We start from the raw sequence: 24,094 nt of genomic DNA, 5'->3' as shown, positions 1-24,094 counted from the left end.
AATACCATTTATAAGTAAAAAATACCAATATATATTAATAAAAGTACTAAGTTATTCATCAAAAATGATGTTGAAATGTCTCTCATGCTGTAGTATAATCTTTACAATTTGAGAAAGAGGGCGCTCTGGAATAAAGACTCCATGAGCGCCTTCCTTTTGAGAAAAAATATTTTTACGAAGGGAAAGGGTGAACAGATGAAAGCGTTTCTTATTTTGGAAGACGGTACTGTGTTTACAGGAACAAGCATTGGTTCGACGAGAGATATGATCAGTGAGATCGTGTTTAATACTTCAATGACAGGATATCTTGAGGTACTGACGGACCCTTCTTATGCGGGACAGGCAGTGGTTATGACATATCCGCTGATTGGTAATTATGGAATTACACCGGATATGGAGTCATTAAAGGCATGGCCAGATGGATATATTGTGAGGGAGTTATCCAGAATGCCAAGTAACTTCAGATGTGAAGGTACAATTCAGGATTTCCTCAAGAAATATGATATTCCGGGTATTGCAGGAGTTGATACTCGTGCTCTTACAAAAATCTTAAGAGAAAAAGGTACCATGAATGGTATGATCACAACAAACGAGAATTACGATCTTGATGAAGTAATCTCCAAGTTGAAGAATTATAAGGTAGAAGGTGTTGTCTCCAAAGTTACATGTGCGGAGAAATACGTTTTAGAAGGAACAGGCAAGAAGGTTGCACTTCTTGATCTCGGAGCTAAGAAAAACATCGCAAAATCTTTAAATGATCGCGGCTGCGAAGTGACCGTTTATCCGGCCGATACAACAGCGGATGAGATCATCGCATCTAATCCAGATGGCATTATGCTTTCCAATGGACCTGGAGATCCGGCAGAATGTACATCAATTATCAAAGAAATCAAAAAGCTTTATGAAACAGATATCCCAATATTTGCCATTTGCCTTGGACATCAGTTGATGGCACTTGCAACAGGTGGTACAACTTACAAGTTAAAATACGGACACCGTGGTGGAAATCATCCGGTGAAGGATCTTCAGACAGGCAGAGTCTACATTTCTTCACAGAATCACGGCTATGTTGTTGATGAAGACAAGATTGATCCAAACGTTGCAGTTCCTGCATTTAAGAATGTAAATGACGGAACAAACGAAGGACTTGCATATGTTGGAAAGAACATTTTTACAGTTCAGTTCCATCCGGAAGCATGCCCGGGACCACAGGATTCAGGATACCTGTTCGATCGTTTTCTTGAGATGATGGGAGGAGAGAAATAATGCCAAGAGATAATAGTATCAAAAAAGTATTAGTTATCGGTTCTGGTCCGATCGTCATCGGACAGGCTGCGGAGTTCGATTATGCTGGAACTCAGGCCTGCCGTTCACTGAAAGAAGAAGGGATTGAGGTTGTACTTCTCAACTCAAACCCTGCGACAATCATGACAGATAAAGATATTGCAGATCGTGTTTATATCGAGCCACTGACAATTGAGGTTGTTGAGCAGCTGATCAAAAAGGAGAAACCAGACAGTGTACTTCCAACACTTGGAGGACAGGCTGGACTGAACCTTGCAATGGAACTCGAAGAGGCTGGATTCTTAAAAGAGAATAATGTACGCCTGATCGGAACAACATCTGAGACAATTAAGAAGGCAGAAGACCGTCTGGAGTTCAAGGCAACAATGGAGAAGATCGGTGAGCCGGTTGCAGCTTCTCTCGTTGTAGAAAATGTAGAAGATGGACTTGCATTTGCAAATAAGATCGGCTATCCGGTTGTTCTTCGTCCTGCTTATACACTGGGAGGAAGCGGTGGTGGTATCGCGCATGATTCTCAGCAGTTAGTAGAGATTCTTGAGAATGGTCTTCGTCTTTCCCGTGTTGGTCAGGTTCTTGTTGAACGTTGTATCGCGGGATGGAAAGAGATCGAGTACGAGGTAATGCGTGACGGAGCAGGAAACTGTATTACAGTATGTAATATGGAAAATATTGACCCGGTTGGAGTTCATACTGGAGACAGTATCGTAGTCGCACCTTCTCAGACACTGGGCGATAAAGAATATCAGATGTTACGTACTTCCGCATTGAACATTATCAGTGAACTGAACATCACAGGTGGATGTAACGTACAGTATGCATTACACCCGGAGACATTCGAGTATTGTGTAATCGAGGTAAACCCTCGTGTAAGCCGTTCTTCTGCACTTGCTTCCAAAGCAACAGGATACCCGATCGCGAAGGTTGCGGCGAAGATCGCACTTGGATACAATCTGGATGAGATCAAGAATGCAATCACACAGAAGACCTATGCAAGTTTTGAGCCAATGCTTGACTATGTAGTAGTTAAGATCCCGAGACTTCCATTTGATAAATTTATCAGTGCGAAGAGAACACTGACAACACAGATGAAAGCAACCGGAGAAGTTATGAGTATCTGTAATAACTTCGAGGGAGCTCTTATGAAAGCAATCCGTTCTCTGGAGCAGCATGTAGACAGTCTGATGTCTTATGACTTCACAGATCTGACAGATGATGAACTGATCGATCAGCTGAAGAAAGTAGATGACATGCGTATGTGGAGAATCGCAGAAGCATGCAGAAGAGGAATCTCTTACGATCTGATCCACGAGATTACAAAAGTTGATGAGTGGTTTATCGATAAATTTGCGATCATCACAGAGATGGAGACAGCTCTGAAGACACAGGAACTTACACCGGAACTTCTTGCAGAAGCAAAACGTATCGAGTTCCCGGATAATGTAATCGCACAGCTGACAGGTAAGACAGAGCAGGAAATTCACGATATGCGTCATGCAAACGGTATCGTTGCAGCATATAAGATCGTAGATACTTGTGCAGCAGAGTTCGCCGCAGAGACACCATACTACTACTCTGTATATGGAAGCGAGAATGAAGTTGAACAGACAAAAGATAAGAAGAAAGTACTTGTTCTTGGATCCGGTCCGATCCGTATCGGTCAGGGTATCGAGTTCGATTTCTGTTCTGTACATTGTACATGGGCATTTGCAAAAGACGGATATGAGACAATCATTGTAAATAATAACCCGGAGACAGTAAGTACAGACTTTGATATTGCTGACAAGCTGTATTTTGAGCCACTGACACCGGAAGATGTAGAGAGTATCGTTGATATTGAGAAACCGGACGGAGCAGTTGTACAGTTTGGTGGACAGACAGCAATCAAGCTGACAGAAGCACTTATGAAGATGGGAGTACCGATCCTTGGTACATCCGCAGAGAATGTAGACAAAGCCGAAGACCGTGAGCTCTTTGATGAGATTCTTGAAGAGTGCGAGATTCCACGTCCGACAGGTGGAACAGTATTCACAGCAGAAGAAGCGAAAGAAGTTGCCAACAGACTTGGATATCCTGTATTGGTTCGTCCTTCCTACGTTCTGGGTGGACAGGGAATGCAGATTGCAATCAACGACAATGATATTGATGAATTCATCGGAATCATTAACAGAATCGCACAGGATCACCCGATCCTTGTAGATAAATACCTTCAGGGAAAAGAGATTGAGGTCGATGCAGTATGCGACGGAACTGATATCCTGATCCCGGGTATCATGGAACATATCGAGCGTGCAGGAATCCACTCCGGAGACAGTATTTCCGTATATCCGGCACAGAGCCTGACAGAAGGAGCAAAAGCAAAGATTGCTGAGTATACAAGAAGACTTGCAAAATCACTCCATGTTATCGGTATGATCAATATCCAGTTTATTGTGTGCGGCGAAGATGATGTATATGTAATCGAAGTAAATCCACGTTCCAGCCGTACAGTACCATATATCAGTAAGGTGACAGGTATCCCGATTGTTCCTTTGGCAACACAGGTTATCACAGGAAAGAAGATCAAAGATCTTGGATACACACCGGGACTTCAGCCGGAAGCTGATTATGTAGCGGTTAAGATGCCGGTATTCTCCTTTGAGAAGATCCGCGGAGCTGATATCAGCCTTGGACCTGAGATGAAGTCTACAGGAGAGTGTCTTGGAATTGCAAAGACATTTGATGAAGCACTTTACAAAGCATTTATCGGAGCTGGAATCAAGCTTCCGAAGCATAAAAACATGATCATGACAGTCCGTGACGAAGACCATGCAGATGCAGTAGAGATCGGAAGAAGATTTGAGAAGATTGGATACCATATCTTTGCTACAAGCGGAACAGCACGTGCGCTGAATGAGGCGGGAGTAAAGGCTACTCCGGTTCGTAAGATCGAGCAGGAATCACCGAACCTTCTTGACCTGATCCTCGGACATAAGATCGATCTTGTTATCGATATCCCGGCACAGGGTGCAGAGCATTCAAGAGATGGATTTGTAATCCGTAGAAATGCAATCGAGACAGGTGTGAATGTACTGACTGCAATTGACACAGCGTATGCACTGATCACAAGTCTTGAGAATACAGATATTAAGAAACTGTCACTGATCGATATTGCGAAGGTGCAGTAAGATTTGTTGAACCAGGATTCTTTCAATTAAAGGGAAAGCTAACAATTACAATAACAACATAGAATGTGTTGGATTAGTGTAATTGTTAGCTTTCCTCTTTTTGTTAGTTATTGTTAGTTACTCAAACTTTTCTAAAAATTCAAATACTCCATCTTCTTCAAAGGTTCCTGTTATGTAGGAAGCAGCCTCTTTTACTTCAGTAGGAGCGTGGCCCATTGCTATACTTGTATTTACGGTTCGAAACATATCAATATCATTTGGGCTGTCACCGAAACCGAAAGACGGCCAATCTGTCAGATGAAGGTATTCCAGCATTTTTTTAATCCCTATAGCTTTATTACATTCTTTCATAAGGATATCACCATGCAGTTTTGTCTGCATGAATAGATTTAGGTGGTGTGCCTGCGCCCATTGAGTAATAGCAGGAAGTTCTTCTGCCTGTTTTAGATGAAAAGTGACAGAGTAGATTGCGTCCATTGTGGAAGGGGGTTGCTGAAGTAGTTGATCTATTGCTGGAAATTGTTTTTCTAATGATTCTCCTTGTTCTGCACGATAAATAAAAGAACTCCCTTCAAAATAAGATGAGATTTTAAGTTCTCTCAAATAGTTATATAGTTCTAATAATAATGGGCGTGGAAAAGGGCAATCCCAAATTACGTTATCTTGTATGCGAAGATAGGCACCTGTGGAACAAATTATCCCATTAAATCCAATGGATAGAAGCTTAGGTGGAAGATCAGAATAACCTCTTCCGGTGCAAAGAAATATTTTATGTCCTTTTATTTTTAAATAAAGCAATTTTTTGCGTAGTTGATGAGAAACAGGCTTCTGATAAGTCGCAAGTGTCCCATCGATGTCAAAGAAAAAAGTAGAGTTATTCATAATAATCACCAAAAAAATAAAAAAGTATTGAATAAAAATGTTCAATGTGCTACTGTCTATATATAACATAATATAACGTATTATATCAAAAGTAAACATCTAAATGAAATAAGGAGGGAATAAAATTGAAAAATAGAATTCTTTGTATAGGAGATTCAAATACTTGGGGATATATGCCAGGTAGTGGAAAAAAATATGAAAAAGAAGTTAGATGGACAGGAAGGATTGCACAGGCACTTCAACAGGAATATGAAGTTATTGAAGAGGGAATGAATGGAAGAACAACAGCATTTACTGATCGAATTGAACCAGGTACATGTGCATTGGATTATTTATACCCTTGCTTGATTTCACAATTTCCTTTAGATTATATCATCGTTATGCTAGGAACAAACGATACAAAAATAAGATATGGTGTGAATGCAGTAGAGATTGGATATGGCATTGACGAAGTTCTATTACAAATAGAAGATGTGTGTAGACGAAAAGGTCAGAATCCAGTGAAAATAGTTATTGCACCAGCGAAGTTATATCCAAAGCCAGAGTGGGTAGAATTTTCTGAGGAATCTTGTAGAAAAGCAACACAACTGACTGAAGAATATCGTCAGATTGCAGCTATTCACAAGGCACATTTTTTAAGTGCGGCGGAGATACTGGATGCAAAGTGCATTGGCTCAGATGGAATTCATTTCACGGAAGAAGGTCATAGAAGGCTTGCAGAAGAAATCTTATTGCTGATAAAAAATGTGACAAAATAATTAGAAGTAAAAAGGATGTTTGAAATTATATGTGTAACTTTAAGCATCCTTTTTATAGATTTATTAGACTATAGTTTCTGTAATATTATTTTGGATCATCCAGATAAAAACGATACTGGTCAGCCAATACATAATCTTTTCCAATATAGACGAGCTCATTATTACTGTCATAACCTTCCGAATAAAGGAAAAAGAGTGGTTCGCGATTAGGAACTCTTAATTCTTTTGCAATACGTCCGGAGGCACGGGCAAGATCAAGATAGGAGTTGTTGGAATAAGAAACAATGGTATGGCATTTTTTTTCTAGAAGTTCAAACAAGGATCCATCTAAAGGTTCTTCTAACAGAAAAGCAAATTTCTGATATGGAAAAAGGTTTGTTTCGTACATGATAGGAACACCATCAGCAAGATTGATTCTCTCAATGGAAACTGCATGGCTGCCAGCTTCTAGTCCCATAGTTTTTGCATCTTCATCTGATAATTCTACAATTTCTCGTTTGATCACTTTTCTAGAAGGAACCATGCCATTTGCTTCACAGGATTTTGAAAATCCTAATAGATATTTGATCTTGCGTGCAACTTTGGCATGTTTTACAAAAGTTCCTTTTCCTTGTTTCTTGACAAGATAATTTTCCTGACACAATTCTTGAATTGCACGGCGTACGGTAATACGGCTTACCTGAAACATTTCACTTAGTTCTGTTTCAGTTGGGATTTTTGAACCATATGGAAATGTATTATCGGTAATTTTGCCTTTGATTTCTTCTTTTAATTGTTGGTAAAGAGGCATTTCATTGCCTGAATCGAGTTTCATAATATTCCCCTTTGTTGTATTTAAATTAAATTTATGAATTCATTATACAGGAAAGATAAAAAAACCACAATAAAGCGTAATGCATATTTTGCTTGTGAAAAAATAAAATTTTATAAAAGCACATTTTATTGTGAAAAGCATATAAAAAATACGAAGAGAAATTGTATAATGTGTCAATATTGACAGTTGAGTAGAGTGGTGATATATTTAAATAAATACATAACGTTATAAGACGTATTAAATAAGGAGGGCAATTATGAAACTAATAAACAGAGAACAGATTGCAGGCATGAATATCCATTATTTATTTTATTCATTGGATTATTTTCTGGATAAACAGGCAGAGCTTGGATTTAAAACAATTGAGCTCTGGGGTGGGGCACCACACTTTTATTTAGATTCTATGGGATATCAGGATGCGAAGGTAGTTCGGAAAAAAATTGAATCTCGAGGACTTCAGGTAAAGGTTTTTACACCGGAAAATGTTATGTATCAGTATCAAATGGCAGCTCAGACACCGGAACTTTTTGAAAAAAGTTTCCAGTACTTTAAGAATGGTCTTCAGGTAGCAAGCGAACTTGGCTGTAAAATTATGCAGACAAATTCCGGTTGGGGATATTGGAATGAAGACAGGGAAGAAGCATGGAAACGTTCTCGGGAAATGATCTCAAAATTGGCAGATGAGGCTGGCAGACTAGGAATTTGTCTTGCGATGGAAAGTTTAAGACCTCAAGAGTCACAGTTAGTTGTAACATTGAAAGATGCCAAGAGGATGTATGATGAAGTGAATTCTCCAAATTTGAAAATTTTGATAGATACAACAGCAATGAGTGTGCAAGGAGAGACAATAGATGACTGGTTTGATGTGTTTGGAGATGAAGTTATCCATACCCATTTTATTGATAGTAATCCATATGGACATCTTGCGTGGGGATTCGGAAATAGAAGTCTTCAGGAATATCTAGAAGCATTAAATCGCCACAACTATCAAGGATGTCTTGGACAGGAATTGACAGAGTTTGATTATTATGAAAATCCGGGAGAAATTGACCGGAAGAATATGGCTGCTTTTGAGCCATTTATTCGATAATGTTATTTTGTGAAGTAGGAGCCGCATTTGCGACTCCTAAAAATATATCATAGACAGGAGACGAAAAATGAAGCTAGATAAGGAATCAACGGTTTCTTTGTATATACAGTTGATGCATGTAATCAAAGAGCAGATACATAACGGAACATATTTGGAGGGAGAACAGATTCCAACAGAGGGGGAACTGTCCAAGATGTATAATATTAGTAGAATAACAATTAGAAGGGCAATTGAAGAGCTGTGTCAGCAAGGATACCTGAAAAAGATTCAGGGGAAGGGAACATTTGTAGAAGCACCAAAAATCTATAGAAAATTGGAACAGGATAATAATATCAGCTTTACAGAAGCATGTAAATTGAATGGATGTACATCGAGTTCACATGTTATATCTTTTCGAATTGAAAAAAATAAAGGGGAGAAAACACAGTTTCTTCAGATAGGAGAAGAAAGTTTCGTTTATCATATTCAGAGGATTCTGTCAGCGGATGGACTGCCGGTAATTTTTGAAGATATTTACATGGAGGCAGATCGTTTTCCGGATTTCCCAATCGATCATCTAGAGAATGGGTCTCTGACAAGGTTGCTGGAAGAGAGATATCAGATTTGCCGACAGAACAAGGGGCGAAGTATTATTGAGGTTGGAATTGTACCAGAATATATTGCCCATTATCTTCAGGTAGATGAAAATGAGCCGGTTATGCTTTTGAAAAACTATATGTATGATGGAGATGGCAGACCTTTGTATCTAAGTAGTGAAGTTATTGTTGGAACGAGATATCAGATATCTGTTTGAAAGGTTATATTAAATCTGAAAAAAAATAGAAGTTTGGAAAAAAATGCGCTTCTAATCAACTTATTTGTTGATAAGTTGGCTATAAATTGGGCAGAACATACAAAAAAAGACATATAAACTGGATAAATTATACGAAATCACGATTGAAGTGAAAGGTCATATTGAAATATAATGATATATAACGTTATAATACAAGTAAAGAAAGGAGGAAGAAAAAGTGAGTAAAAAGTATTCATTCTTAATTCAGGCAAAGCACGTATTTGATGGAAAACAAAAGTCAACTTATGAAGGTTTCCTTTGTCTGAAAGATAAGCAGATCGTTAAGATGGGAAAAGGAAAAGCCAGTCAGAAAATCCAGGAAGAAGCAGAAGAAATTCTTGAGTTTGACAAAGAACTTGTAATGCCTGGCGTTACTGATACTCATACTTTCTTTACTGGGTATGCAGTCTTTCATCTTGGAGTAGATGTCTCTGAGATAAAGACAAATGAAGAAGGTGAAAAAGCCTTAAAAGCGTATGAAGAGGAGAAACATCCAAAGAATGTATTGTTTGGACATGGATGGAAGCCAACGCAGTGGAAACAGAAAGATGGAGAGCAGATGTTGGAGGAAGCTTTTCCAGATAAGCCGGTCATTCTTTTTGCAGAAGACCGAGGAAGCTGTATTATGAACGAAAAGGCAAAAGAAGTGTATCAGTTTACCTCAGACAGCTGTTATCCAGAAAGTTACTACAGAATCATGAAGGAATATCTCAATGACCGTGAGTTTATTGAGAAAGAACTGAAAGATTATGCGGCAATGCTTAATAGTAGAGGCGTAACTTCAGTAAAAGAAATGGGATTTGATGACTTTTATGGATTTACAGATTATCTGAAAGAGATTGAAAATTCGGACGATCTTCATCTGAGATTTTTCTTTATGTCTCAGCCGGTTGGAGCACCAATGAATCTTGAGTATGCGAAGAGGATGCGAGAGAAGTTTAAAGGTGATAAAATTCGATTCAGTGGATTTAATCGAATGACAGATGGAACAATTGCTGATTACAAAGGTGAACTGAAAAAACCGTACGAGAAGAAAGATTTTGTGTGCAGTATTGATATCCCGTGGAATGAGATTGAACAGGATGTTCTTGAAGCAGATAAAGAAGGGTTCCGGTGGTCCTTACATGCGCAGGGAGATGGAGCAGTAGCAAAGATTGCAAAAATCTATGACAAGTGTAAAAAAGTCGATGGAAAGTTAGTAAATAAGCAGGCACTCACAGACATGGAGTTTACATCACCAGAAGATCTTGAGAAGTTAGGGAAAATTGGTGCAAATGCAGAATTATATTTTCAGATTATGTCACTTGACCCAGGGAATGTCCTAAAAGAAAATATTGAGCGAACAATTGGAAATGAAAGAGGCAAGTATTATTGGAATCGTCGTAAGATGGAGGATAGTGGAATCAATCTTTGCGGAGCAACAGACCTTCCTCTTTTGATTACAAGTGTCCCGGAATCTATTTATTATTCTTGCGGAGGATACATGGATGGAGAAGAAGAACCATTTCAGACAGAAAATACATTAAGCGCGGCTGAAATATTGAAAGCATGGACGCTTGGTGGACAGAAGAGTCTTGGAATGGAAGATAAGCTAGGAACGCTTGAAGAAGGAAAGATTGCAGATATTGCAATTTTTGATAGAGATTTAACAACAGAAAATCCGAAAACAGTAAAAGATGCAAAAGTTATACTTACTATTTTAGATGGAAAAATTATTTATAAGTTATAACGAATAAGGTGAGAGAGGAAACAGTTATGGGAGAACAAAAGAAGAAAAGATTTCATATGCCTCATGCATATACATTGATATTTTTACTGATTGTACTTGTAGCAGTCTTGACATGGATTATTCCAAGTGGAGAATTCCAGAGAACAATGGTTGAAACATCGACAGGCGAAAGAGAAGTAGTTGTTGCAGGAACTTATCATGGAGTTTCAAAAATCGCAGAAGATGGAACAAACCTAAGACAGGGAATACAGGCAGTGCTTACAGCACCGGCGCTTGGAATCCAGAATGCAATTGAAGTACTTGCATTTGTATTTATCATTGGTGGTGTATTCCAGATTATGGCAAAAACAAATGCATTAAATATGGGAATTCGCAGTATAATTGATAAATTGGGTGATAAAGAATTTTTGATGATTCCTATTTTGATGATACTTTTCGGCTTAGGTGGTACAACATATGGTATGTCAGATGAACTTGTTCCATTCTATCTATTGGTTATGCCGGTTGTGTTTGCAATGGGATATGATTCAATGACGACATTTATGATTGTATGTATGTCAGCTACTGTTGGATATGCTGCTTCAACGATCAATCCATTCTGCGTACTTGTTGCACAGGGAATTGCAGGAATTCAAGGAAATCCGCAGCTTGTATTTCGTATGATTCAGTGGGTGATCATGATGGCGATTATCATTGCTTTTACTACAATTCGTGCAATGAAAGTAAAGAAGAATCCACAGAGTTCTATCACATATAAAGATGATATCATCAAAAGACAAGAAATGATCACGCAAGAGGCAGGGAATACAAAGTTGACAGTTCGTCAGAAATTAGTACTTGTAGTTTTTGTTGCTGGTATGGCGTTAATTATTACAGGCCTTGTAAAATTCGGTTGGTACATGAACGAATTGTCTATGGTATTTCTTGGAATGGGTCTTCTGATGGGAATTATTGGAGGTCTTGGAGAGACAGAGATTGCAGAAGAATTTGTAGCAGGTGTGAAAGATATTGCTTTTGCAGCAATTTTAATTGGATTCTGTAGTGGAATCATGGTTGTAGCTAATGATGGAAAAATTATTGATACAATTCTTAATTCTTTAAGTAATCTGCTCGCAGGAACAGGAAACGTATTGTTTGTAGTTGTTATGTATATCGTACAGTCAGTATTAACATTACTTGTTCCATCATCATCAGGACTTGCAGCATTGACAATGCCAATCATGTCTTCGTTATGTGATCTTCACGGAGCAAATCCAGAAGCAGCTGTAACAGTACTTCAGTATGCAAATCAGCTGACAAACATGATGAGTCCGGTTGCAGGAACAACAGTTGCAGGACTTGCAGTGTGTAGAATTTCTTTCAGCCAGTGGTGGAAGACAATCTGGAAAGTATTTGTTGTATTAACAATTATCGCATTAGTATTCTGTGCAATTTCTGCAGGAATGTAGCTAATAGGTATTCGTCCAAATAATGGGTGAAAAATAAATTAAAAAAAGAATGAAAAGAAAAGGAGATTAAACAATGAGAACACCAGAAGAATTAATTAAAGCAATCGTAGCAGAACAGGGAGAAATCAAAGACGTATTTTTAACAGCATGCGGAGGATCTTTAGTTGATCTGTATCCGGGATACTATTTTATTAATGCAGAGTCTGAGACAATGCACTCACATTGGCTTACAGCAAAAGAACTTGTAGTTTCTCCATCTAAATTCCTGAAAAAGGGAGCACTTGTAATTCTGTGTTCCCACGGCGGAAATACTGGAGAGACTGTAGCAGCAGCAAAGCATGCAAAAGAGTGTGGCGCAGCTGTTATTACAATGACACACAATCCGGAGTCTATTTGTGCACAGGAAGAAATGAACCCAATCGTATATTCTTGGGAAGATTCTACAAATGAGAAAGACAGACCACAGGGAATTGTAATGCGCATTCTGAACGAGCTGATGAAAATGCAGGAGCCATCTTATACAAAATATGAAGCTATTCTCGATGGACTTGAAAAAGCAGACGGAATCGTGCGTGCTGCTGTAAAGAAAGTACAGAACCGTACATGGGTATTTGCTGAGAAATATTTTGAAGAGCCATTCCTTTACATCATGGGATCAGGAGCATCTTATTCACAGGCATATGGATTCTCCATCTGTTCTCTTCAGGAGATGCAGTGGATGGATTGCTGCTACCTGCATTCAGGAGAATATTTCCATGGACCATTCGAGTGTACAGACGAAGATCATCTGTATATCCTCCTGATGGGAACAGGAGCTGCAAGAGTAATGGATGAAAGAGCTCTTACATTCCTTGAGAAATATGCAAAGAAATATGAAGTGATCGATGCAAAAGAACTTGGAATTGATGCAATTGATGAAAGTGTTAATGAGTACTTCTGTCCAATGCTGTTCTATGCAATGAGCGTTGCTTACCGTACAGGACTTCAGGACAAGAGAAGACATCCACTTGATATGAGAAGATACATGGGTGTTGTAGAGTACTAAGAAAAAGCAATGAGAGGAAAAGCCGGAGAAGGCTTTTCCCTTCAAAAGCAGGAGGGAATAAAGCGATGGCAGAGCATAATGTAAAAATTTTAGGTTTTGGTGATAATGTAGTTGATATGTATGAGCATCTGAAGACAATGTATCCAGGCGGAAATTGTGTTAATCTGTGTGCTTATGCAAAGCGTTTCGGTGTCGAGAAATCTGCATACATGGGATATTTTGGAAATGATGACAATGCAGAATATGTGATCAAGGTACTTGAAGAAATCGGAATCGAAATGTATAAATGTAAACAGCTCGATGGCGAGAATGGATGGTCTAAAGTTACATTGAAAGATGGAGACAGAGTATTTGTTGACTGGAACGATGGAGGAATCCGTGGAAAGACACCATATATCCTGGATCGTTTTGATCTTGATTATATTAAGCAGTTTGATGTAGTACATTCAGGTAATTATTGTTTTACAGAATCAGAGCTTGGTAAGATTAAGGCGACAGGTGTAAAAGTTGCATTTGACTTTTCAGATGATTCAACAGAAGAGTATTACAAAAAAGTACTTCCGGATGTAAATTATGCATTCTGTTCTTTTGACGGAAATGAAGAGGAATTAAAAGCACATCTTCAGATGATGATTGATGGCGGAGCAGAACTCGCAACTGCTTCTAGAGGAGCAGAAGGTTGTGTTCTTTATGATGGAGAAACATTTTACAGACAGCCGGCAGTTCCGATTGAAAAAGTAGTTGATACAATGGGAGCAGGTGATTCTCTGATTACGTCTTTCCTTGTTGGTTACACAGATCGTATCAAAAAGGGTGAGGAAAAATCAGAAGCAATCAAAAATGCACTGGCAGACGCAGCAAAATTTGCATCTGAAATCTGTGGATTGGAAGGTGCATTTGGTTACGGAAGACATTACGAATAAATAGTCGGATTAACTGGAGGGCTACAATGATTTATCATGGAGATGCTTATCAATATATTCTCCAGACACCAGATATTCTACTTGAAATTTTTCGAAAAAAAGAAGAAATTTTAAAGGATAGTATAGAATTGGTGAAAAAACATAAGATCGATGAGATATTTCTCTCGGGATCAGGTTCCTCATATAATGCAACACTGGCAGCAGCTACATTTGCAAAAAAGAAACTGGGAATACGGGTAACGCCTGTATTCCCAGTTGAGTTAAGTGAAGAAATTACCGTATTTCCTAAAAATTCCCTTGTGATTGGCATTTCACAACAAGGAACAAGCACAGCTGTGATTCAGGCATTAGATAAAGTAAGAGAAACGGGAATTCCAACGATCTCTATGACAGGAGAATATGATACAGAAATCGTGTCACATGCTGATGCGAATATTTATGTAGAATGCGGTTATGAAGATGCTGGTTCTACAACAAAAGGTTACACAGCAACAGTCCTGACATTATATCTTTTCCTTCTTGAAGTTGCAAAAAATTCAGAAGGAGATTTGAAATTAAAAGAGGAAGAGATAACTGTATATGAAGAACGAATTCAGAAAGTAATCTTAAATCTTCCGAAACTTCTTCCAATTTGTGAAAAATGGGCTGAAAAGGAAGCAAAGAAATTGAGAACCTGTACAGACCTGATTATTCTGACAGAGAGTAACCAAAAAAGTCTGCTCTTAGAAGAAGTGTTGAAAATATCGGAAACATCACGTTTTCCGGTACGTGGCTATGAGGCATGTGAATTCATTCATGGAATGTATAATGCAGTAACAGAACAGACGGAGTTTTTATATTTGTTTTCACAAAGCGGAAGCGATTCCAAAGAAATGCAACATTTATATGAATATTATAAAGGGAAAAATAAGCAATATGCAGTCAATACTCAGAAAGAAAATGATGACGGACTATATGCGGAGTTCCTTCAAGACTCAGATTTTTCTACGTTAGAATATACAATTCCATTTCAAATGCTTTTTGTGAAAGCATCAAGAGAGAGAGGGATAGATCTTAATATTCCAAAGGATCCACAGTTTCATCATTATATGGGAAGCAAAATAGGGCAATAATAAGATGGACGAAAAAGACTGTTTGAGGGTAAAACATTTGTGTAAAGCCTGTAGACAGTCTTTTGTTTTGAGGAGAAGATAAAGTGTTGTATATTTGTACAAAAAGAAAAGAAGAAATTTGTAAAAAACAGAAAAAAGAAATGGAAAAACAAGCATATATTGAATCTGAAATATTACTGTGTTATATTATCATATAACGATATAATACGTATTTCAACAAAGGAGAAGCCCATGAGAACTGAAAAAAAATTTAAAACAAAGGCAGTATTTTTTGTGGTACTTGCAGCCATAATGATAATACTGCAACTGCCTCAACAGGTCTGTGCGACAGAACAAAAAGATACGATTGTTGTTGGAACAAATGCAGAGTATGCGCCGTTTGAATATCTGGATAGCAATGGGAATCTTACAGGTTTTGATATTGACTTAATGAACGCAATAGCAAAAGAGGAGAACGTCAATATCAAATGGGTAGATCTTCCATTTGACTCTTTGCTGGGGTCAATTGAAGCAGGGGATATTGAAGCAATTGCAGCATCTATTGCTCCGACAAAAGAACGAGCTCAGAGTGTTGATTTTTCAGACGTTTATTATACAGGATCTCAAAGTATTGTATATCGAACAGGAGATGAATACACAGATTTTTCTGAGCTGACAGGAAAGACAATTGCTGTTCTTGAAGGGTCTCAGAGTGATTTGATTGCTTCTGGCGAAAACGAAGATTATGGTATTGTTAGTGGTGCAACAGTAAAACGATTTAAGAATGCTTCCAGTGCAATAATGGAACTGAAAAATAAAGGCGCTGATGTTGTAATCATTGATACAATTATGGCAGAAATTTATTGCCGACAGACGGATGGAATCAAATCAATTCCGGTAGAAGGAACAGAAGAAGATACTGTATTTTGTGTTCAAAAAGGAAACAGTAATTGTGCACAACTTTTAAACAATGGATTAAAAAAGGTAAAGGAAAACGGAACATATGATGAATTGTATGCAAAGTATTTTTCTGGAGAAGAGAATGACAATGTTCAAATAACAGAGACACAGGATAAAAATGTTGGAATTTTTGGAACATTGAAGTTTATCTTTGTAGATGAAAATCGTTGGCAATACTATGTGAATGGACTTGGTACAACTTTATTAGTTTCTTTGCTTTCAGTCTTTGTAGGACTTCTACTTGGTTTGATTGTCGCAATTATAAGGATTAATGCTGATAGAAAAGGAAAGAAGACAATCGCTTCTTTGATTGCTGCATTCTATGTTGATGTGATCCGTGGAACACCATCTGTACTGCAGTTAATGATTGTTTACTTTGCAGTTTTCCACAGCAGACTTGGATATGTGGCGGCTGTTGTAAGTTTTGGAATTAACAGTGGAGCTTATGTGTCAGAGGTGATACGTGGAGGAATTCAGGCAGTTGACCGGGGACAGACAGAGGCAGGACGATCCCTTGGTCTTTGCTATAAAGATACAATGAGATATATTGTTATTCCACAAGCAGTTAAGAATATTCTTCCGGCAATGGGAAATGAGTTTATACAGTTGATTAAAGAAACTTCTATTTTGGGTTATGTTGGGATAGTGGATTTGACGAAAGCAGCAAGTTATGTATCATCAAGAACATATAAGATGTTTATTCCACTGCTTGCGGCAGGCATTGTTTATTATTTGATTGTAAAACTGTTGTCTGTTTTCTTAAGAAAATTTGAAAGGAGATTAAAAGAAAGTGATTAAAGTTCGAAATTTACAGAAATCGTTTGGTGATAATCATGTATTAAATGGAATAGATGTTGATATTCGAAAAGGAGAATGTGTCTGTGTGATCGGTCCTTCAGGTTCAGGAAAATCTACTTTTTTAAGATGTCTTAATCTTTTGGAAAAGCCGGAAGAAGGGGAAATATATATCAATGGACAGGATATCATGGATCCAAAACTTAATGTTGATAAATATCGTGAAAATCTTGGAATGGTTTTTCAACATTTTAATCTCTTTCCTAATATGACAGTAAAGCAGAATATTACATTAGCTCCAGTGCGTTTAAAAAAATGGACAAAAGAAGAGGCAGACACGAAAGCAATAGAGTTGTTAAGAAGAGTTGGATTGGAACGCAAGGCAGACACCTATCCAAACAAGCTCTCAGGAGGTCAAAAGCAAAGAGTTGCAATTGCAAGAGCATTGGCAATGAATCCGGAAGTAATGCTTTTTGATGAGCCGACCTCTGCACTAGATCCAGAGATGGTCGGAGAGGTACTTGATGTTATGAAATCTCTTGTAAAAGAAGGGATGACAATGGTTGTCGTAACTCATGAGATGGGATTTGCTAAGAATGTTAGTGACAGGGTTATTTTTATGGATCAAGGTGTAATTGTTGAAGATGAGTCACCTAGAGAATTGTTTGAGAATCCAAAACATGAAAGGACGAAAAACTTTTTGTCGAAGGTATTATAAGCTCTAAACAAGAATTAGCATTTTTGTGTGTCTTCTGTTGTCACTCCTATATAAACGCGGTATAATGAATTTATCAATAAGCAGTCTTTTTAAAGAACGAAAATAAAGTTATTTCACATAGTACTTTTTGATAAAATCAGGACTGCGGAAAAGGAGGACTCAAATATGAAGATAGACATGCACTGTCACGTGAAAGAGGGGTCCATAGACAGCAGGGTAGGGATTGAGGAATATATCACGATACTCAAGGAACACGGATTTCAGGGAATGGTGATCACGGATCACGACACATATAATGGCTACCGCTACTGGAAGAAGAATTTAAAAGGAAAGAAACATACCGATTTTGTGGTACTCAAAGGAATTGAATATGATACGAGAGATGCAGGGCATATTCTTGTAATTATGCCGGAGGGTGTAAAGATGCGTTTACTTGAGATGCGTGGAATGCCGCTTGCACTTCTGATCGATTTGGTTCACCGCAATGGTGGAGTTTTGGGACCGGCACATCCATGCGGAGAAAAGTACATGAGCTTCACTCATGCGAGAAGATACTACCTCTCACCTGAGATTGTTAAACGATTTGATTTTATTGAGACATTCAATTGTTGTGAACCGAAGGATTCTAATGCTGGTGCCTTAAAACTGGCAGAGAAATACGGTAAGGTGATGACCGGTGGAAGTGATTCCCACAAGACAGACTGTGTCGGACGGGCATATACAATCTTACCTGAACCGGTCAAAACGGAGACAGAGCTGATCTCTTTGATCCATAAGAAGACTGCATTCAAGACAGGTGGTGTCTATTATAATAAGACGACAAAAGAGAAGATCGGGAAGGTAAATAAGCTCCTTGTATATTCTTTCTGGGTATACAACAAGAGTGGTGAGCTAATGAAACGTCGTGGGCGGAATAAGAAAATGGAAGAAGAACATCCATTTGATCCGATTGATCCAATCGAACTGTATTATCACTCATAATTGTTTTTAGATAGTTACTATGCTTTCCTGTAAGCCCCAGGCGAAATACCATATTTTCTTTTGAAAATGCGGTTGAAGTAGGACAGGTTGTCAAAACCACTGGTATCGGCAATCATCAGAATAGAGTCATCGGATGATTTGAGAAGTCTGGCAGCCATTGTAAGTCGGTAATCATTTAAGTATTCAGTGAATCCGATTCCCATGTGGGCTTTGAAGAACTTCATGAAATGAGATTTACTATAATAAGTAAGTTCAGCCATGTCATCAATCGTTAGTTTTTCTGTATAATGATTTTCTACGTATTTTAAAACAGTTTTCATTTTCTCCAAAGATTTGGAATTGGAGGAAGTGGAGACTGTTTTTTTCTGACGTTCAGAGATCAGAAGAAAGAAAAAGTTAAACAGAGAACTTTTCACAGCAAGCTGCCATCCAGGTGTCTGATCAGCACAGACAAGGTCAATCTGTCGGATACAATTGCTTAAGGCTTCAAAAGATCCGAGAGCCGGAGTGAGAAAATATTCAATAGGAAGAGAACCGTCAAGAAGTGGAACGATGTATTGAATCATGCACAGATCGTTTGCTCCGGAAGAAAGTAAATCTGGTTTGAAAATAATATTTTCATATTCCATTTTAAAAGTATCATCCTGTTCGATGGCATGGAGACATCTAGGGGGAATAATAATAATATCTCCACTGTGAACCAGACGCTTATCAAAGTCCACAGAAACAAAACCCTGCCCTCTTTTAATGACAACAAGTTCCAACTCATCGTGCCAGTGCAGTGGTACTCCAGGGAAATCGAGAGGGATCGAGCAGAGATAAGTATTATAAGGAAATTCTGCGGATGTATGCGCTTTTGTTTCATGATAATTCTGATATTCGTTAATGTTCATATAAAAATGAGATCCTTTCAATAAAATGATATCTGACACACCTGCTGGTCAAACTAGATTGAATTATAAGAATGATAGTATTGTACAATAAAGTGCAAGTATATTGCAAGATATTTGAAGATAATCGTATTAAAATACAATCATAAGTTAAAAACAAAGAAACAAAGTATGTAACATAAAAACAGAATCAGATTTGAAGGGAGATTATTCAAATGAACATTCAGGAAACATTACAGCAGAAACTGGGTAAAGAGATTGCACAGGCTTCCAATGAAGAAATCTACGGAGCACTTCTTAGTATGGTGCAGGAAATGGCAGGAGAAAAGGAACGTACAGATAGTAAGAAAAAACTTTACTATATTTCCGCAGAGTTCTTGATCGGAAAACTGCTTTCTAACAACATGATCAACCTTGGTATTTTTAATGAAGTAAAAGATGTACTTGCACAGAACGGTAAGAATATTGCAGAAATCGAAGAAGTAGAGCCAGAGCCGTCACTTGGTAATGGTGGACTTGGACGACTGGCAGCATGTTTCCTTGATTCAATCGCAACACTTGGACTTGCAGGAGACGGTGTCGGACTGAACTATCATCTTGGACTTTTCAAACAGGAGTTTAAAAATAACCTTCAGAGAGAAACTCCGAATCCATGGATTGAAGAAAAATCCTGGCTGAAAAAGACAGATGTTGTTTATCCGGTATCTTTCAAAGGACTTAATGTAAATGCGAGAATGTATGATATTGAAGTAACAGGATATAACAATAAGACAAATAAATTACATCTCTTTGATATTGACTCTGTAGATGAGACAATCGTAGAGGATGGAATTGCTTTTAATAAAGAAGACATCGAGAAGAACCTGACACTTTTCTTATATCCAGATGACAGTGATGAGAACGGAAGACTGCTTCGAATCTATCAGCAGTATTTCATGGTAAGTGCAGGAGCACAGCTGATTCTTGATGAATGTACAGCAAAGGGATGCAACCTTCATGATCTTGCTGATTATGCAGTGATCCAGATCAATGATACTCACCCGACAATGGTAATTCCGGAACTGATCCGTCTTCTTGTAGAGAGAGGATTAGACATGGATGAGGCGATCGAAGTTGTTTCTAAGACATGTGCATACACAAACCATACAATCCTTGCAGAGGCACTGGAAAAATGGCCTGTATATTACCTGAAGAAGGTAGTTCCGCAGCTGATGCCGATCATCGAAGTGTTGGATGATAAAGTAAGAAGAAAATATGAAGATGAAAGCGTTTCTATCATTGACAGAAATGATACAGTTCATATGGCACACATTGATATCCATTACGGATTCAGTGTAAACGGTGTTGCTTCTCTTCATACAGAGATTCTGAAAGAGACAGAACTGAATAATTTCTACAAGATTTATCCGGAGAAGTTTAACAATAAGACAAATGGTATTACGTTCCGTCGCTGGTTACTGCATTGTAATCCGGCTCTCACAGAGCTTCTTGATGAACTGATTGGAGAGGGATACAAGAAAGATGCAGCTGAACTTGAGAAACTTCTTGCATTTAAGGATGATGAGAAGGTTCTTGACAGATTAGTAGAGATTAAACATGCAAATAAAGAAGCACTCTGCAAATATCTGGAAGAGACACAGGGAGTAAAAGTAAGCCCTGATACAATCTTTGATATTCAGATCAAACGTCTGCATGAGTACAAACGTCAGCAGCTGAATGCATTATATATCATTGATAAATATCTTGAGATCAAAGCAGGAAAGATTCCGGCTGCACCGGTGACAGCTATCTTTGGAGCAAAGGCAGCACCGGCTTATGTGATCGCAAAAGATATCATTCATTTGATTCTTTGTCTGCAGGAGATCATCAACAATGATCCAGAGGTAAGTCCATACCTGAAGGTTGTTATGGTTGAGAATTATAACGTAACAAAGGCTGAAAAATTAATTCCGGCTTGTGATATTTCCGAGCAGATTTCACTTGCATCTAAAGAAGCCAGTGGAACAGGTAATATGAAATTCATGCTGAACGGAGCTGTAACACTCGGAACAGAGGATGGAGCAAATGTTGAGATTCATGAACTCGTTGGAAACGATAACATTTTTGTATTCGGTGCATCCAGTGATGAAGTAATCGAGCATTATGCAAAGGCTGATTATGTCGCAAAAGATTTCTATGAGAAGAATCCTGCGATCAAGGCAGCAATTGACTTTATTACAAGCGAGGAAGTTCTGAAAGTTGGAGAGAAAGAGAATCTTGAGAGACTGCAGCATGAGATTATCAGTAAAGACTGGTTCATGACCCTTCTTGACTTCGACAGCTATAAAGAAAAGAAAGAAGAAGCATTGAGAGCTTATGTAGATCAGAAAACATGGGCTAAGAAAGCACTTGTAAATATTGCGAAAGCAGGGTATTTCTCATCTGACAGAACAATCGAAGAGTACAACAGAGATATCTGGCATCTGTAAGAGGAGGAGAAGAACGTGAAAAGAGCGAGCGGAGTATTATTACCGGTATTTTCATTGCCATCAAAATACGGAATTGGCTGTTTCTCAAAAGAGGCGTATAAATTTATTGATCAGTTAAAAGAGGCTGGACAGAGTTACTGGCAGATTCTGCCGCTTGGACCGACTGGATACGGGGATTCCCCGTACCAGTCTTTCTCCACATATGCTGGAAATCCATATTTTATTGATTTGAAGACACTGATCAAAGAAGGACTTCTGACAAAAAAAGAATGTAAAGTGTATGATTTTGGAGAGCAGGCAGACAGTATTGATTACGAAAAAATCTACAATTCAAGATTTAAAGTGCTGAAAAAGGCATTTGAGCGTTTCGAAAAAGATGAAGCATATGATAACTTTATCAAAGAAAATGCGTATTGGCTGGATGATTATAGTCTTTACATGGCAATCAAGGACAGCAAAGGTGGAATCAGCTGGAATGAATGGGAAGAAGCCCTGAAAAACCGTGAGGAAGCAGCACTTGAGAATGCGAGAGAAGAACTTGCAGAAGAGATTGATTTTTACAAATTCCAGCAGTATGAATTCGATAAACAGTGGTCACAGCTTCACGCTTATGCAAATGAACAGGGAATTCAGATCGTTGGAGATATTCCGATTTATGTTGCATTTGACGGTGCAGACACATGGGCATCTCCGGAGTTATTCCAGTTTGATGAAGAGAATAATCCGGTGGCAGTAGCAGGATGTCCTCCGGATGATTTTTCTGCAACAGGACAGTTGTGGGGCAATCCGCTGTATAATTGGGAATATCACAAAAAGACAGAATACGACTGGTGGATTAAGAGAATCCGTCATTGTCTCAAATTATATGATGTAGTAAGAATTGATCATTTCCGTGGATTTGATGAATATTATTCCATTCCTTATGGAAATAAGACAGCAGTGGATGGAACATGGATGCCTGGTCCGGGAATGGATCTGTTCCGTACAATTGAAGAAAAACTTGGCAAATTGAATATTATTGCAGAAGACCTTGGATTCCTGACAGAAAGTGTACTTCAGATGTTGTCTGACAGTGGATTCCCGGGAATGAAAGTAATACAGTTTGCATTTGATCCAAATGGAGGCTCTGCATATCTCCCGCATAATTATCCGGAAAACAGTGTTGTATATACGGGTACGCATGACAATGATACAACAAGAGGATGGTATCACAGTACAGATAAAGCAACGCGAGATTTTGCAAAAGAGTATATGAATGCACAACGCCTGGATGAAGATGATCTGGCGTGGGATTTCATCCGACTTGCAATGAGCAGTAAGGCGAACCTTTGCGTAACTCCGATGCAGGATTTATTGAACCTGGATGGCAAGGCAAGAATCAATGTACCGTCTACACTTGGCGGAAACTGGACCTGGAGAATGGAGAAGGGACAGTTTGATGAAGAGACGGTGAAGAGATTGAAACGTATGACATGGTTGTACGAACGTCTTCCGAGAGAAGTTGAAAAGAAAATAAAATAGTAAAAGAGAGAGACTGTGTTGAGCATGGTCTCTTTTGTTTTTTTGATTATTATTCAGACGTTTGCAAAACAGCTGTTTTGGCTATCGGATCTATTTGTTAGAGTTGGGGAACGCAGTTTACGCATCTGCAACAACCGAAAGAACTGACGTCCTTTCGGTTAAGGGCATTCGCCCTATGTTCCCCAACCCTATCAGCTTAGTGCAAGCAAGCTTGCAATAGCTGTTAGTGTCAGGGAACGCAGATGCTAATTTTTCAGAATATTCTGAATTGCATGAAATATATAAAAAACATTGACAATTAAAAACAGCTGTGATAAGATAACTTTCGTCGCTGAGGAACAGCAAAGGAAACAACAGAGGAACAGAAGATAAAAGAAGACGCGGAGGCGGGACATTCTTGATCGGAAGGAAACTGGAAGATTTAAAAATCAATGAAATGATTGAAAAATAAATCAAAAAAGTTGTTGACAAAGAGTTCTGAAAGTGATATCCTAAATAAGCTGTCGCGTGAGACGGCAAAGGAAAGCTCGAAAAGAGCGGCAAAGAAAAATAAAAAAGTTCTTGACAAAGACAAAAGCTTTTGATAAAATATAAAAGCTGTCGCTTGAAAAGAACGACACAAACAAAGAACCTTGATAACTGAACAATAGACAACAACAACCCTTGAAAATTTCTTTAAG

General features: G+C 38.3%; 19 protein-coding genes. 15 read left to right on the top strand and 4 right to left on the bottom strand.

The window, feature by feature from the left end; all coding sequences use genetic code 11:
• The first annotated feature begins 195 nt into the window (after positions 1-195).
• Together LI126_RS06800 and carB are read left to right on the top strand one after the other, a co-directional pair.
• Positions 196-1,266, top strand: coding sequence for a carbamoyl phosphate synthase small subunit (locus tag LI126_RS06800; RefSeq protein ID WP_055148336.1), 1,071 nt, complete (start codon positions 196-198; stop codon positions 1,264-1,266).
• A complete protein-coding gene (gene carB / locus LI126_RS06795; RefSeq protein ID WP_015529665.1) occupies positions 1,266-4,469 on the top strand; it encodes a carbamoyl-phosphate synthase large subunit in 3,204 nt (1,067 codons plus the stop codon). The genes LI126_RS06800 and carB overlap by 1 nt, the downstream gene beginning before the upstream one ends.
• Before the next feature lie 117 nt (positions 4,470-4,586).
• On the opposite strand, the gene LI126_RS06790 is transcribed toward carB, so the two are convergent.
• Positions 4,587-5,351, bottom strand: coding sequence for an HAD family hydrolase (locus LI126_RS06790; RefSeq protein WP_227165088.1), 765 nt, complete (start codon positions 5,349-5,351; stop codon positions 4,587-4,589).
• A gap of 125 nt (positions 5,352-5,476) precedes the next feature.
• Here LI126_RS06790 and LI126_RS06785 point away from each other — a divergent pair, with 125 nt between their 5' ends.
• Positions 5,477-6,109, top strand: coding sequence for a GDSL-type esterase/lipase family protein (locus LI126_RS06785; protein WP_227165087.1), 633 nt, complete (start codon positions 5,477-5,479; stop codon positions 6,107-6,109).
• An 85-nt stretch (positions 6,110-6,194) separates the two neighbouring features.
• On the opposite strand, the gene LI126_RS06780 is transcribed toward LI126_RS06785, so the two are convergent.
• Complete coding sequence (locus LI126_RS06780) at positions 6,195-6,923, bottom strand: GntR family transcriptional regulator (RefSeq protein WP_227165086.1); 729 nt, start codon at positions 6,921-6,923, stop codon at positions 6,195-6,197.
• Between the two features lie 256 nt (positions 6,924-7,179).
• Here LI126_RS06780 and LI126_RS06775 point away from each other — a divergent pair, with 256 nt between their 5' ends.
• The 10 genes from LI126_RS06775 (at position 7,180) to LI126_RS06730 (ending at position 18,535) form a co-directional block, all read left to right on the top strand.
• Entirely contained in the window at positions 7,180-8,013 is an 834-nt protein-coding gene (locus LI126_RS06775; RefSeq protein ID WP_227165085.1) for a sugar phosphate isomerase/epimerase family protein, read from the top strand.
• Between the two features lie 67 nt (positions 8,014-8,080).
• Complete coding sequence (locus tag LI126_RS06770; RefSeq protein WP_117579896.1) at positions 8,081-8,806, top strand: GntR family transcriptional regulator; 726 nt, start codon at positions 8,081-8,083, stop codon at positions 8,804-8,806.
• A gap of 217 nt (positions 8,807-9,023) precedes the next feature.
• Positions 9,024-10,574, top strand: a complete 1,551-nt coding sequence (locus LI126_RS06765) for an amidohydrolase family protein (RefSeq protein ID WP_227165084.1) — start codon at positions 9,024-9,026, stop codon at positions 10,572-10,574.
• A gap of 26 nt (positions 10,575-10,600) precedes the next feature.
• Positions 10,601-12,022 carry a YfcC family protein gene (locus LI126_RS06760; RefSeq protein ID WP_117579892.1) on the top strand — a complete coding sequence of 474 codons (1,422 nt, stop codon included), beginning with the start codon at positions 10,601-10,603 and terminating at the stop codon, positions 12,020-12,022.
• A 73-nt stretch (positions 12,023-12,095) separates the two neighbouring features.
• Complete coding sequence (locus tag LI126_RS06755; RefSeq protein ID WP_227165083.1) at positions 12,096-13,067, top strand: SIS domain-containing protein; 972 nt, start codon at positions 12,096-12,098, stop codon at positions 13,065-13,067.
• Between the two features lie 65 nt (positions 13,068-13,132).
• A complete protein-coding gene (locus LI126_RS06750; protein ID WP_227165082.1) occupies positions 13,133-13,990 on the top strand; it encodes a PfkB family carbohydrate kinase in 858 nt (285 codons plus the stop codon).
• Positions 13,991-14,016: 26 nt separating this feature from the next.
• Positions 14,017-15,102: an SIS domain-containing protein gene (locus LI126_RS06745; protein WP_227165081.1), complete on the top strand. Its 1,086-nt coding sequence runs from the start codon at positions 14,017-14,019 to the stop codon at positions 15,100-15,102.
• Between the two features lie 231 nt (positions 15,103-15,333).
• Complete coding sequence (locus LI126_RS06740) at positions 15,334-16,839, top strand: ABC transporter permease subunit (protein ID WP_227165080.1); 1,506 nt, start codon at positions 15,334-15,336, stop codon at positions 16,837-16,839.
• On the top strand, positions 16,832-17,554 hold the full coding sequence (locus LI126_RS06735; protein WP_117579876.1) for an amino acid ABC transporter ATP-binding protein: 723 nt from the start codon (positions 16,832-16,834) through the stop codon (positions 17,552-17,554). The genes LI126_RS06740 and LI126_RS06735 overlap by 8 nt, the downstream gene beginning before the upstream one ends.
• 165 nt (positions 17,555-17,719) lie before the next feature.
• Complete coding sequence (locus LI126_RS06730) at positions 17,720-18,535, top strand: PHP-associated domain-containing protein (RefSeq protein WP_015529667.1); 816 nt, start codon at positions 17,720-17,722, stop codon at positions 18,533-18,535.
• 17 nt (positions 18,536-18,552) lie between these two features.
• On the opposite strand, the gene LI126_RS06725 is transcribed toward LI126_RS06730, so the two are convergent.
• Positions 18,553-19,428 (bottom strand): AraC family transcriptional regulator, encoded by an 876-nt coding sequence (locus LI126_RS06725; RefSeq protein WP_227165079.1) that lies wholly within the window; start codon positions 19,426-19,428, stop codon positions 18,553-18,555.
• A gap of 212 nt (positions 19,429-19,640) precedes the next feature.
• Here LI126_RS06725 and LI126_RS06720 point away from each other — a divergent pair, with 212 nt between their 5' ends.
• On the top strand, positions 19,641-21,893 hold the full coding sequence (locus LI126_RS06720) for a glycogen/starch/alpha-glucan phosphorylase (RefSeq protein WP_181968162.1): 2,253 nt from the start codon (positions 19,641-19,643) through the stop codon (positions 21,891-21,893).
• 15 nt (positions 21,894-21,908) lie between these two features.
• A complete protein-coding gene (gene malQ / locus LI126_RS06715) occupies positions 21,909-23,414 on the top strand; it encodes a 4-alpha-glucanotransferase (RefSeq protein WP_117962129.1) in 1,506 nt (501 codons plus the stop codon).
• A 421-nt stretch (positions 23,415-23,835) separates the two neighbouring features.
• Here malQ and LI126_RS06710 read toward each other — a convergent pair.
• A partial coding sequence (locus LI126_RS06710; RefSeq protein ID WP_227165078.1) for a hypothetical protein occupies positions 23,836-24,094 on the bottom strand: 259 nt, incomplete at its 5' end.

Origin of the sequence: Mediterraneibacter sp. 210702-DFI.5.30 (assembly GCF_020560115.1) — a bacterium.
Classification (GTDB): Bacteria; Bacillota; Clostridia; order Lachnospirales; family Lachnospiraceae; genus Mediterraneibacter; species Mediterraneibacter faecis.
Note: the sequence above shows the minus strand (reverse complement) of the source record. Positions and strands in the feature narration are given on the sequence as shown.

What these genes read in the sequence shown, in the direction of transcription:
- LI126_RS06800 (WP_055148336.1), top strand. Translation starts at nt 196, where the DNA reads ATGAAAGCGTTTCTTATTTTGGAAGACGGTACTGTGTTTACAGGAACA.
- carB (WP_015529665.1), top strand. Translation starts at nt 1,266, where the DNA reads ATGCCAAGAGATAATAGTATCAAAAAAGTATTAGTTATCGGTTCTGGT.
- LI126_RS06790 (WP_227165088.1), bottom strand. Translation starts at nt 5,351, where the DNA reads ATGAATAACTCTACTTTTTTCTTTGACATCGATGGGACACTTGCGACT.
- LI126_RS06780 (WP_227165086.1), bottom strand. Translation starts at nt 6,923, where the DNA reads ATGAAACTCGATTCAGGCAATGAAATGCCTCTTTACCAACAATTAAAA.
- LI126_RS06775 (WP_227165085.1), top strand. Translation starts at nt 7,180, where the DNA reads ATGAAACTAATAAACAGAGAACAGATTGCAGGCATGAATATCCATTAT.
- LI126_RS06770 (WP_117579896.1), top strand. Translation starts at nt 8,081, where the DNA reads ATGAAGCTAGATAAGGAATCAACGGTTTCTTTGTATATACAGTTGATG.
- LI126_RS06760 (WP_117579892.1), top strand. Translation starts at nt 10,601, where the DNA reads ATGGGAGAACAAAAGAAGAAAAGATTTCATATGCCTCATGCATATACA.
- LI126_RS06755 (WP_227165083.1), top strand. Translation starts at nt 12,096, where the DNA reads ATGAGAACACCAGAAGAATTAATTAAAGCAATCGTAGCAGAACAGGGA.
- LI126_RS06750 (WP_227165082.1), top strand. Translation starts at nt 13,133, where the DNA reads ATGGCAGAGCATAATGTAAAAATTTTAGGTTTTGGTGATAATGTAGTT.
- LI126_RS06745 (WP_227165081.1), top strand. Translation starts at nt 14,017, where the DNA reads ATGATTTATCATGGAGATGCTTATCAATATATTCTCCAGACACCAGAT.
- LI126_RS06740 (WP_227165080.1), top strand. Translation starts at nt 15,334, where the DNA reads ATGAGAACTGAAAAAAAATTTAAAACAAAGGCAGTATTTTTTGTGGTA.
- LI126_RS06730 (WP_015529667.1), top strand. Translation starts at nt 17,720, where the DNA reads ATGAAGATAGACATGCACTGTCACGTGAAAGAGGGGTCCATAGACAGC.
- LI126_RS06725 (WP_227165079.1), bottom strand. Translation starts at nt 19,428, where the DNA reads ATGAACATTAACGAATATCAGAATTATCATGAAACAAAAGCGCATACA.
- LI126_RS06720 (WP_181968162.1), top strand. Translation starts at nt 19,641, where the DNA reads ATGAACATTCAGGAAACATTACAGCAGAAACTGGGTAAAGAGATTGCA.